We start from the raw sequence: 10,422 nt of genomic DNA on the forward strand, positions 1-10,422 counted from the left end.
CGGTGCAGGACGGTTTACGGCAGTTGGGCGGGGGCCACGCGTGCGGCACCTTCGGCGGGGTGCCGCACGCGCTTCGGCTAGCGTCGTGACATGACCAGCAGCACCTCACCCGGCTCATTCCCCGGTACCGGCACGGTCGTTCTCGACGGCGGTATGTCCAACCAGCTCAGGGCGGCCGGGCACGATCTGAGTGACGCGTTGTGGTCGGCCCGGCTGCTCGTGGAGCGGCCGGAGGCGATCACCGAGGCCCACCTCGCCTACTTCGAGGCCGGCGCCGACGTGGCGATCACCGCCAGTTACCAGGCGACCTTCGAGGGCTTCGCCCGGCGCGGCATCTCCGAGAAACGTGCCGCCGAACTCCTCGCACTGAGCGTCGCACTCGCGCGGGAGGCGGCCCGGCAGGCCGGCGCGAAGGGTGCCCGCGGGCCGCTGTGGGTGGCGGCGTCGGTGGGCCCGTACGGGGCGATGCTCGCGGACGGCTCCGAGTACCGGGGGCGGTACGGGCTGAGCGTGGCCGAGCTGGAGCGCTTCCACCGGCCCCGTCTGGAGGTGCTGGCCGAGGCGGGCCCCGACGTGCTGGCCCTTGAGACCGTGCCGGACGCCGACGAGGCGCGGGCGCTGCTGAGGGCGGTGCGCGGGCTCGGCGTACCGGCGTGGCTGTCGTACAGCATCACCGGTGACCGGACGCGGGCCGGGCAGCCGCTGGAGGAGGCCTTCGCGGTGGCCGCCGACGCCGACGAGGTGATCGCGGTCGGCGTCAACTGCTGCGCCCCCGAGGACGTGGACGCCGCGGTGGCGACCGCCGCGCGGGTGACCGGTAAGCCGGTCGTGGTCTACCCGAACAGCGGAGAGACCTGGGACGCCGGGGCGCGTGCCTGGAGGGGCCGCGCCACGTTCGCCCCCGGGCAGGTCACCGGCTGGGAGCGGGCCGGGGCGCGGCTGATCGGCGGGTGCTGCCGGGTGGGGCCGGAGGCGATCTCGCGGATCGCGGCCACCCTGAGGGCCCTCCCCTAATGATGGGAAGGCAACCGCGCAGGCGTGGGACCGACTGCACCCGCGGCTGACCCGCCGGGCCGCTTGGCTCGACCACGACGGGCCTCTGCCCATGATCGAGGGCACTGTCGTCCGCCTGGTCGTGGAGAAGCTGCCCAGCGGCGGGGTCAACAAGCCCGTCTGGCTGTGGTGGTCGGGCACTGGCGCGACCGAACTGGATGTCGACCGCTGCTGGCAGTCCTTCCTCCGCCGCTTCGACATTGAGCACACATTTCGCCTGTTCAAGCAGACCCTGGGGTGGACCAGACCCCGGCTCCGCAGTTCGGAAGCGGCCGACCGGTGGACCTGGTTGGTGATTGCTGCCTATGCCCAGCTCCGGCTCGTCCGACCGCTGGCCACGGACCTCCGCAGGCCCTGGGAGAAGCCAGCCGAGCCGAACAGGCTGACACCCGCCCGCGTCCGCAGAGGGTTCAGGAACCTGCACGCGAAAACAGGGTCTCCAGCCAGTGACACTGTCGGGAATCTTGGTTTCCGAGGTTGTCGATCACGACGAAAGTGCCGGGCGAGCGATCCATTTCCACATCGCCACCGTGCGCACGCTCAGCACCACGGCGAAGGCGTCCAGCGCCGTCTTCGGGATTCGCACCTCCGCCGGCTCCCGCTCGATCCCTGCCACCGGGCCCGCTTCACCTCGTCGACAGGCCCGCGCCTGCCGTCGCGGATCAGCGTGACAGACCCCGCACCCCCCGCACGGTGTCACTCTGTGAAGCTGACAGGTGACCAGGAGCACGTCGCCGAACCGGCGCGACCGCCACTCACCGCGGCCCGCGCCCGGGAAATGACGGACGGGCTGCGCGAGGCGATGGACGACGTCCGGCTCTCCGTGGCGGTCCTCGCCGCCCGCGTCTGGCTCCCCCTGGGGCACAATGCCGGGAATGGGGTGTTCCACTTCCCCGGTGCCGGTCAGCGCCCGCACCGCGTCCACGCTCAGATTCGCGGCCAACACGAAGAACGAGACCGCGATGATCCGCAGGGTGGTCTTCTCCCGGGCCTCGCGCACGGCGTGCTCGCGGGCGGAGAACTGCCAGGCGGCCGCAGCGGCGGAGGTCACTTCGATGATCGAGTCTAGGCCGAAGCCGGCCAGCGCGGTGGAGGAGGCGCGGTGATGGCGGCGATCACCTCGGTCACGTTGTAGGTGATGGTCGCCGCGACGAGTAGCCGTAGCGGCGGGCAAGGACGTCACGCCCAGGCCCCGGTCGGAGCTCCATGAAGGGCGCGGACCTGCTTGAGGAAGGAGGCCCGCAATGCCGTACCTCCGACGGCCTCATCGTTCAGGCCGTTGAGGACTTCCGGCAGCAGCGTGACCGGTTCGCCCAGGCCGTCGTACAGGCCCACGCCGACTTCGCCACGCTGTGACTAGCGCCTGATCAGCCGGAAACCACCGCGGATACCTGCTGGTCACACACGTCAAGGCAGGTCGCGGGTATCCCAGCGGGTCCCGATCAGCCCTTTAGCTCGGTGGTGAGGACGCCGGGGCGGGTTGGTGGCGTGCGAGTTGAAGGATCTCGCGGATGCCCATGGCGAGGGCAAAGGTGGCGAACACGACGCTGAGGACGACGCTGTTGAGCACCAGTGCGAGGAGCGCTCCGGCGGCGGCGCCGGGGATGGCTCCAAGGCTGAGGTAGCTGCTGATGGATGGTGAGGCAGTGCCATTGCGTAGGTGGACAACGGCTCCGACGACCGAATTGGGGACGAACAACAGCAGGGATGTTCCGGCGGCGGTGTGCAGGTCAGCCCCGAAGAGCACGACGAGTGCGGGGACGGCGAGTAGTCCGCCGCCGAGACCGAGGGCTGCGGCCCAGGCGCCGATAACAATGCCGGTGAGCACGGTGACCGGGACGACGAACCAGACGCTGGCCAACAGCGTGGGAGAGACAGCGGCGTGACCGCCGAGGGGGTCGAGGCCGGCGGCGTCGAGGTAAAGCTTGGCGGCAGTGAGGAGGACCACGGCAGTGAACAACAGCCTCAGGACACGGTCAGGCAGGCGGGAAACGATGTCGGTGCCGAAGAACCCGCCGATGATTCCGCCGATGGTCATTCCGGTTCCGGCACGGAGGTCGACCGCTCCGCCAGCGAGGGCATAGACCGCGGCTCCGACGACGCAGACAGCGATGTTGGCGGTGGTCGCGGTGCCGTGCACCACTGCGCGGGGCAGGCGGGCGAAGCGGTCGAGGGCGGGCACGAAGAATACGCCGCTGCCTCCGCCGAACAGTCCACTGACCACGCCGCCGACGGCTCCGATACTCCCCGCGCCTGCGGCCCCCAAGGGGCTGCCGGTGGTGTGTTCGCTGTTGGAGCCCATGTGGTTCCCCTTCTCGTCGTCGGTCGTGTGAGGGCTTACTGCGGCTCTCGTACGACCCGATCGCACAGGCGAAAAAGAACCCTCAGGTCGTGGCACGGTTTCGTCTCCTGGTGGGCGCCGCAATGGGGCCGGTGACGTCGGGCCCGGCGGCGAGCCGGGCATCGACCTAAGGTCACGTAACCGATACTAACGCTGTAGAGGTTACATCAGCGGTAACCGTGCCACAGCACGGATCGGTTACTGCCGTAGTCTGGGGGTCATGACCGCAGTGCCTCATGTCCCCACTGCCTGGCTGGTGGAACTGGTGAACGGGTACGGCAACCGTCCCCGGGCAGCCGCGGCCAGGACTGACGAGCCGTATCCCGACCTCGGCCGCCTGGCCGATCTACCCGAAGCAAGCACTCTCGGAGAGGGGCAGCTGATTGGCGTTGCCGACCGTCTGTGGCCCCTCTTCGCCTCGGCAAACCCTCCGGAGAGGGCAGCGGCCATCAATGACCTCGTGGTCCGCTCCCGACTCACTCCATACATCGATCATGAGGCCCGGACACGCTGGTCGACATCGCTGAATGCGCCCGACAAGCTTGTGACGGCCGGCTGCGTCACGACCATGATGGAAGTCGTCGCTCATGGCGGCTGGCGTCGTCTCGGAACCTGTGAGGGAGAGGACTGCCTCGACGCTCATCTCGCCCTGCCTGGACGCAGCCGCCGTTACTGCTCGACCACTTGCCTCAACCGTGCTCGCATCCGCTCCTACCGTGCGCGCCGACGCTGAGATCCGCCGCCAGTCCAGATTCGATATCAGAGGACACACGGCACCATCCTGTAGCCCGACGATCCCGGCTGCGCCTATGTGACACACAGCCCGTTTCACCAGATGAGCGAGGCGCGCTGTGAGGGTGTGAGGCGAAGGCCTGCGGCAACGGGATGCCGCTGCTCCTGGCCGTACTGCTCGTCGTGGTGTGCAGCGGATGCTGCTCGATGGGCAGCGGGCGCTGGTGGCCGCCGTCGTGCCTGACGCTGTCGCGAAGCTTGGTTGAACGGCCTCGTGGAAGATCATCAGGCTGAATAGATGGTCCGCGGTGAAATGGTGTGCCAGGCTCGGACGCAGCCGTCGTTTCGCGTCAGGTCTGGGGCAAGTTGGTCGCGACCAGCTTGAGAACGATCATCTCAGCCTGCGGGATGGGTGGCGACACGCCAGGACCGGGGCCGGGGAATGCGCTGCCAGTCAAGGAAGCCCTGGAGTGCGGTGGGGTTCCGGGACTGCCGGGCGGGCGCCGGCGGTAGGTGGACGCCGATGCGTTCGAGGTTGACCGCGATGGCGGTAAAGACATGCTGGATGTGGGCTTTCTCTTCGCTCCGGTAGCGGCACTGGCGCATGCCGTGGCCGTTGACGAACTCGCTGATCGTGCTCTCGATGGCGGCCCGCAACGAGTAGCGTGAGAGCCATTCCTGGGTCTGCTGCTCGGTCCGCGACTCCGACTGGATGTCGTAGAGCTCACGAGGCAGGAAGGAGACCTTCCGGGCGTCGGTGCGGGTGCAGGCGCTCTTCACCGGGCACTCACGGCAGTCGTCCGGGGAGAACTCGGCGTTGACGTAGGGGGCGAGGGAGGGCGGTGTCGACCACCGGCGGCTGACCCTGCCCCGAGGACAGGTGACCTGCTGGGCGTCCCAGTCGATGGTGAATGCTTCGCGGTGGAAGACGGTGCCTTTGCGGGACTGGCGGGTGCTTCTGGCCCGGATCGGTCCGACCAGGCCGACGCAGTGCTCGCGGGCGACCTGCTGCTTGAGCGCGACGGAGAGTTAGCCGCCGTCGACAAAGTGCTCCTTCGACAGCAGGTTCCGGTCATGGAGGTTGGTCATGATGCCGGGCAGAGCCTTGGTGTCGTGGACGGGGGCCTTGGTGGTCGTGACGTCGGTGATCACGCTGGGGGTATCCGGGTCGCAGGTCTCGGTGACGTGCGCGAGGAAGCCCTTCCAGCGGGTCTCGCCGCGGCGTGCGTAGCGGGTGCTGATGTCGTAGGGCGAGACGATGGCGACCGCTGAGGGCGGCAGGCCGGCGTCCCCGGGCTCGCGCCACGTCGGCCGGTCCTGTGTGTCGAGGACGTAGTTCTGCACGAAGACCTGGCGCAGAGCCTGGACCTGCTCGCCGTCGCGGAGGGCGGGCAGGTAGCGGTGGACGTAGCGCAGAAGCAGGCGGGCGTCCTCGCCGGTCTGTTTGATCCGGGTCTTGGGCTTGGAGGGGTTCTTGCCGAGCCGGGCGGCGCGCCCGTAGCGCTTGCCCCAGTCCTCGGTGACCAGGGCGACCAGCTCGTGCGGCGCCCGGCGGGCGAGTTCTTCCAGAGCGGCGCGCATGGCCTCGGTGACCAGCTCCAGGCGGGTCAGGTCGCGGACAGCGGCCAGGACGTGGGTGGAGTCGGTGCGCTGCCGGCCGCGCTCGCGGACCAGGCCGACGGCCCGGATCTTCTCCAGCGCCAAGCCGAGCAGCTTGTCGGCCCGGCCCTCCTGGGCCAAGCGCTCGCAGAAGTCGGCCAGGACGCCGTGGTGGAAGCCGGGGTCCTCCAGCTCCATGGCCAGGGCGTATTTGAAGTCGATGCGGTTGCGCACGGACTCGGCTGCCTGCCGGTCGGACAGCTCCAGCAGGAACTGCAGGACGGACACGGTCGCCAACTGGGCAGGTGACAGACCCGGCCTGCCATCCCGCGGGTACCACTCCTCGAAGTCCTCATCGCTCCACAGGCCGTCGAGGTGGTCACGGATGGTCATGGCCGTGGTGCCGCGCGGGTTGCACGCCCGCGCCACCCGAACGGTCAGTTCCGGGACCACACAGCCGGTACGGGCACGGACACACATCTCGGACCTCCGAAATCGTGGGCGCCAACCCTCCCACCCGTCCGGATCACGAGGACCGTGGTTCCTGGAGCGGCTACCACGAACGGGTGAACGTCTTCGACGCACCAGTCACGACAACAACTCCAACACCAGAGAGCACGAACGATGCGTTCGCCCAACGGTCACCGGACCGCTGTCGCGTTCTCCATCGAGCCACCGGCCTGTTCACTGGGTCCCTGAACAGCGGAAATGGATCGCTCGCCCGGCATCTTCATCGTGATCGACAACCTCGGAAACCAAGATTCCCGACAGCGTCAGGCTCTAAGGGTGGCCCGTAGCTGCTGGCGACGGGTGAGATGATTTTGCCGTGGCTGGTGTGATCACGGCGTCGGTGCCGTCCTGGACAGTCCCGTTCATCGGGCTGAGTCCGCGTCAGTTCGGCAAGCTGAGCACAGCGTTGTGGCGCGAGGGCGCGGATCCGGTCCGCAAGGGCCGGCCGTAAAGCCTGCCTGTGGCAGGACCGGGTCCTGCTGGTCGCCGCGTACTGGCGGACCAACCTGACCCTGCGCCAACTGGCGCTGTTGTGCGGGGTCTCCCAGTCCGCGGCCGACCGGATCGTCGATCGCCTCGGCCCGGCCCGGCGCCGGCGCTGCAGCCACGTAGACGCTTCCGCCGTGACGCCGTGCTGATCGTTGACGGCACCCTCGTCCCCACTCGCGATCACACGGTCGCCGAGCAGTCGAAGAACTATCGGTACACGACCAACCACCAGGTCGTCATCGACACCGATAACCGGCTGGTCTTAGCAGTTGGACGGCCGTCGCCGGGCAACCACAACGACCGCAAGGCCACGCGATGAGCGGCAGCCCCCGTCTGCACTGACTCGAAGATCAGATATGGGACAAGCCTTGGTCACGGTCCGGATCGGTAGTTATTCGTCTGTGTATTGCGATCGCCCACCTGAACGCCTTGGGCGCCATAGATTTGCACCGCATATTTCCCGCGTGACGCCCCATCTGGGTCAGCGGCGCTGAGCACCGCAGACGCGGACGCCAGCAGCGCATCGTCCTTCTGGACATCTGCCTGCTGCAGGTAGGTCTCAAGAGCTGGCCTCCAGTTGTCGGGGTCCTCCGTATATTCCTCCACGGCAGCCTGGGCAGGCCTCCTGCCCGCCAGCCGACGCCTCAATGCCTCACGAAACCCGTTGTATGAGTCCATGACGGCACTGCTGGCTACCTCACCACTGCCCTTGGCCGCCCCCACCAAGAGCGCTCCCAGTATCAGAGATATCGGATCCATTTGGCGCGCCTTCCTGTACCTTGATTTCTGCCGGTGTTCGACGTGGCTTTATATGTTCAGGGAAGTGCGGCAAAAGGTCTGCCGCCTTATAGATAGAGATCGGCTCGTCCACGGCAGCTTGGGTGAATATGGCACAATCCTTGCCGCCCAACTCAAATATCCAGTCCAGGCAGCTTCCGCATGGCGCCCAACCCCGCGGAGACACGACGAAGAGCGCTACGGCGCTCTTACCGCCACCGGCGACCAAGGAACCCAGGGCGTTCGTCTCCGCATGGATGTCGTGGCTCCGGAACCTGTGCTCTACGTTGCATCCGACATATATGCGTCCACACTCGTCCACTACAGCGCAACCGACCGTGGTGGTGCCGTAAATCCATGCATTGCGCTGGCAGCGCCATGCATGGCAGGCCATCAGGTCCTGGATAGGTGGTGTGAGCATGGTTCTCCTGATCAGTTCCGGACGGCAAGATCGACGTATTCTGCGACTGTGGGTTCCGAAGCCAATAGGCTGGCCAAGGCGGGCATGAGTTCTGCCCTAGGCCACCCCTGGGCTTGCGTCCGCGGCACCGCGGCCACTGCCCTTCGAGCCAGCTCACGTAGGTTTGGGTCGCTAAGGTTTAGATCGCATCGTGCCAGTGTGGTGAGGGATTCCCGAATCACCCAGGGGTGGGCATCCGCCAACAAGGCAAATATCTGTGCGCATTCTCCGTCGCCGATCCGCCCCTGTGACAGGCCCAAGTCGAATTGAGAGGCCACCGCCCATCGGATCCCCTCATCGAAAGAGCCGAGCAGATCCAAGACAAGACTTTCCCTAGCCTCTTGGTGGGCACTGCCGAGCAGGTATGCTGTGATGTCCTCGATGGTCGAGTATCGTCCCTTAGAATCTCCACTGTTCGGCGTTTGGGATACGTTAGGTACAGGTGGTTCTTTCTGCTTCTGCAGGTCTAGGTCCAGGTTTAGTAGCTCAAGATTGATTCTCACGAGACTCGAATCGGCCGTGAGTAGAGTTTCGGGATTTAGACGAGTTGCGCTTGCATGATTATTCTTGATCTCGTTGAGGAGACTCGGCTGCAAAAGGCTGGAAATGTCGAAGTGGCCGATGGGTTCAATCCATGCCAGAACGAGGCTCAAGAATTGTGCATCTTCGTCATGGAGCGCCTGCAGGAGTCGCCTAGTGTTCTCAATTTCCGTCAGGCTGCCTTGGGCTAGTGCCAGCAGGCACGAACTAACGAGCTTTCTCTTGATCCATGGGTCTTCACGGTCGAGCGCCGAGTCGACCAGTGGTTGCAGTCCAGTATGCGCCACGCACAGGGTTGGATACCTAGAATGCTGCCACAACACTTGAGGGTGTGAATATGTGTAGACATCTTTGGTGCTGTTGCGCAACAACTGTGCCGTTGAGTGATTTGCTGTCGTAGCGATGGACAGCATGACGCTGAAATTTTCCGATGCACGCGCCAGTTCAACGAAGTTAATGAATATTCGGTCTACCACCTGGCCGCCCGCACCGGCGGCCAGCGTATTTCCTAGTGCATGACTGAATGCACGTCTCAACTGCCAGTTACCATGCTTAGCAATCGTGGGCGCCAGATGAAGGCATATGAGGAGATCTTCAACGGGGCCGGATGGCCTGAAGGCTCGCCTGTTCATTTGTTCCGCGACTGCATTGACAATTCCGGCATGCTTGGATGAGGAAGCCAGACGAGCCACCAGCGTAAATTGTTCGAGAGTATTGGACTCAAAGTGGCTCGCGTCATCATTTATGGGCGGACCTGCTGGCGGACTGTAAAAATGGTTGTGTTGAGTATTGTGGTTGCCGAGCTGTACGAATGTCGGGCGGTTCGGTCTTTCGGGCATGGGAGACCTCTAGATCGCTCAGGCCTGCGTAGCGGGATGCGTCGCCGTTAGAAGTTTCGCTGGTGAACTCCTACTTCAGCGCTTCGATAACTATTTCTAGCAGCCCCAGTACAGAATCAGCTGACAATCTGGATTCTCGTAGATCCTCTCGGACGTTCACCCCAGTGGGTGCGTAGACGGATGCTGGCGTCACCCTCGGCCTGCCAGTCATCACGAGAGTTGCCGTACATTCGGCATCACCGATGATGCGGGCTCGATGCAAGACGGTGTTGTCTACTTCATAGACATTTCCTGCGCTGTGTGACAGATCGGCGAGCATATCCAGGCGGGCCTGTCCATCCAGCACGAGGTTCCCGGGTGGGAGTGTTGCGCGTCCTCGCACGTATTGATAATGATCCATCAGCGGTCCGGCGCGAGAAAAGTCAAATCTTTCCTCGTGTAGCCCTCCAATCAGCACCCTCGACGCGAAGGGCCACACGTGATCATGTATGTTTTCAGTTTGCAGTAGTTCTGCGTCCCGTTCGCCAGGCTCCCAGATATGTAGGCGCAGGGCTATCCCTGAGTGACGTTCCAGAACCAGCTTCGTGAAACCATTTGCATGAATGGAACTCCTGCCTGCAACCGTCTCCAGCATGGCAGCGTTAGAAACGAATTCCTGCAAGTAGCCAATGAATTCTCGACGTTGGAGACACTCTAGGACCCCTGCCATGTGGTCCAGTCGAACGGAGTCGGCGATTGGATTGACACGCGAGATGATATTCAAAGGATCCTCGCATCTCTGATGCACGGTCCGCGCAGGCTTGGAGGATACCGGGCCAATGGTGAGGTGTGGAAGTACTGATACTGATACTGCCGCGAGCTGCGTGGAAGCAATCGATCTCTGCGGCTGGTGGTGTGGGCTCAACGATACCTTCGCCGCGGTCCATGCCTCTTTCCAGGCGGGGAGTTCGGTCTGGCCGGGTTCGCGGCGGTGCGGGATTATCAGGCCGTTGCCCCGGTAGCCGCCGTCCGCGATCACCGTGGCGCGGCCGACGGCGTCCTTCGCGCCGGACAACTCCCATGCCTTGCGGTCGTTGTGGTTG

Annotated in this window: 9 protein-coding genes and 4 pseudogenes; 5 read left to right on the forward strand and 8 right to left on the reverse strand. The window is 64.9% G+C overall.

Going from position 1 to position 10,422, the window contains the following annotated elements; translation table 11 throughout:
* Positions 1–90: 90 nt before the first annotated feature.
* Complete coding sequence (gene mmuM / locus AOK01_RS32925; protein ID WP_055518165.1) at positions 91–1,014, forward strand: homocysteine S-methyltransferase; 924 nt, start codon at positions 91–93, stop codon at positions 1,012–1,014.
* A 4-nt stretch (positions 1,015–1,018) separates the two neighbouring features.
* Positions 1,019–1,498 (forward strand): annotated as a pseudogene (locus AOK01_RS45625) (NF041680 family putative transposase); the annotation flags it as partial.
* 417 nt (positions 1,499–1,915) lie between these two features.
* On the opposite strand, the pseudogene AOK01_RS32930 reads toward AOK01_RS45625, so the two are convergent.
* A pseudogene (locus AOK01_RS32930) lies at positions 1,916–2,261 on the reverse strand (cation transporter); the annotation flags it as partial.
* Here AOK01_RS32930 and AOK01_RS43810 point away from each other — a divergent pair.
* Positions 2,260–2,409 (forward strand): hypothetical protein, encoded by a 150-nt coding sequence (locus tag AOK01_RS43810; protein ID WP_157871581.1) that lies wholly within the window; start codon positions 2,260–2,262, stop codon positions 2,407–2,409. The pseudogene AOK01_RS32930 and the gene AOK01_RS43810 sit on opposite strands and share 2 nt — an antisense overlap.
* A 94-nt stretch (positions 2,410–2,503) precedes the next feature.
* Here the strand turns inward: AOK01_RS43810 and AOK01_RS32935 are convergent, their stop codons facing one another.
* Complete coding sequence (locus AOK01_RS32935; RefSeq protein ID WP_055518166.1) at positions 2,504–3,355, reverse strand: sulfite exporter TauE/SafE family protein; 852 nt, start codon at positions 3,353–3,355, stop codon at positions 2,504–2,506.
* A gap of 259 nt (positions 3,356–3,614) precedes the next feature.
* Between AOK01_RS32935 and AOK01_RS41955 the strand changes: the two genes are divergently transcribed.
* Positions 3,615–4,127 (forward strand): CGNR zinc finger domain-containing protein, encoded by a 513-nt coding sequence (locus tag AOK01_RS41955; RefSeq protein WP_079103957.1) that lies wholly within the window; start codon positions 3,615–3,617, stop codon positions 4,125–4,127.
* 395 nt (positions 4,128–4,522) lie between these two features.
* Here the strand turns inward: AOK01_RS41955 and AOK01_RS45630 are convergent, their stop codons facing one another.
* Together AOK01_RS45630 and AOK01_RS45635 are read right to left on the reverse strand one after the other, a co-directional pair.
* A complete protein-coding gene (locus tag AOK01_RS45630; protein ID WP_342671083.1) occupies positions 4,523–5,107 on the reverse strand; it encodes a transposase in 585 nt (194 codons plus the stop codon).
* A gap of 48 nt (positions 5,108–5,155) precedes the next feature.
* On the reverse strand, positions 5,156–6,205 hold the full coding sequence (locus AOK01_RS45635) for a transposase (protein ID WP_245702522.1): 1,050 nt from the start codon (positions 6,203–6,205) through the stop codon (positions 5,156–5,158).
* A gap of 346 nt (positions 6,206–6,551) precedes the next feature.
* Here AOK01_RS45635 and AOK01_RS32945 point away from each other — a divergent pair.
* Positions 6,552–7,034 (forward strand): annotated as a pseudogene (locus AOK01_RS32945) (transposase family protein); the annotation flags it as partial.
* A gap of 62 nt (positions 7,035–7,096) precedes the next feature.
* Here AOK01_RS32945 and AOK01_RS44205 read toward each other — a convergent pair.
* From AOK01_RS44205 to AOK01_RS41965, 4 genes and pseudogenes are all read right to left on the reverse strand, one after another.
* Positions 7,097–7,483 (reverse strand): RIP homotypic interaction motif-containing protein, encoded by a 387-nt coding sequence (locus tag AOK01_RS44205; protein ID WP_107099983.1) that lies wholly within the window; start codon positions 7,481–7,483, stop codon positions 7,097–7,099.
* Positions 7,422–7,922, reverse strand: a complete 501-nt coding sequence (locus AOK01_RS46680; protein ID WP_079103958.1) for a cytidine deaminase family protein — start codon at positions 7,920–7,922, stop codon at positions 7,422–7,424. Before AOK01_RS46680 ends, AOK01_RS44205 begins: the two co-directional genes overlap by 62 nt.
* 11 nt (positions 7,923–7,933) lie before the next feature.
* Entirely contained in the window at positions 7,934–9,340 is a 1,407-nt protein-coding gene (locus tag AOK01_RS43815) for a hypothetical protein (RefSeq protein WP_157871583.1), read from the reverse strand.
* A gap of 928 nt (positions 9,341–10,268) precedes the next feature.
* A pseudogene (locus AOK01_RS41965) lies at positions 10,269–10,422 on the reverse strand (IS5/IS1182 family transposase); the annotation flags it as partial.

The organism is Streptomyces aurantiacus (assembly GCF_001418335.1).
Taxonomy (GTDB): domain Bacteria; phylum Actinomycetota; class Actinomycetes; order Streptomycetales; family Streptomycetaceae; genus Streptomyces; species Streptomyces aurantiacus.

What these genes read in the sequence shown, in the direction of transcription:
- mmuM (WP_055518165.1), top strand. Translation starts at nt 91, where the DNA reads ATGACCAGCAGCACCTCACCCGGCTCATTCCCCGGTACCGGCACGGTC.
- AOK01_RS43810 (WP_157871581.1), top strand. Translation starts at nt 2,260, where the DNA reads ATGAAGGGCGCGGACCTGCTTGAGGAAGGAGGCCCGCAATGCCGTACC.
- AOK01_RS32935 (WP_055518166.1), bottom strand. Translation starts at nt 3,355, where the DNA reads ATGGGCTCCAACAGCGAACACACCACCGGCAGCCCCTTGGGGGCCGCA.
- AOK01_RS41955 (WP_079103957.1), top strand. Translation starts at nt 3,615, where the DNA reads ATGACCGCAGTGCCTCATGTCCCCACTGCCTGGCTGGTGGAACTGGTG.
- AOK01_RS45635 (WP_245702522.1), bottom strand. Translation starts at nt 6,205, where the DNA reads ATGTGTGTCCGTGCCCGTACCGGCTGTGTGGTCCCGGAACTGACCGTT.
- AOK01_RS44205 (WP_107099983.1), bottom strand. Translation starts at nt 7,483, where the DNA reads ATGGATCCGATATCTCTGATACTGGGAGCGCTCTTGGTGGGGGCGGCC.
- AOK01_RS46680 (WP_079103958.1), bottom strand. Translation starts at nt 7,922, where the DNA reads ATGCTCACACCACCTATCCAGGACCTGATGGCCTGCCATGCATGGCGC.
- AOK01_RS43815 (WP_157871583.1), bottom strand. Translation starts at nt 9,340, where the DNA reads ATGCCCGAAAGACCGAACCGCCCGACATTCGTACAGCTCGGCAACCAC.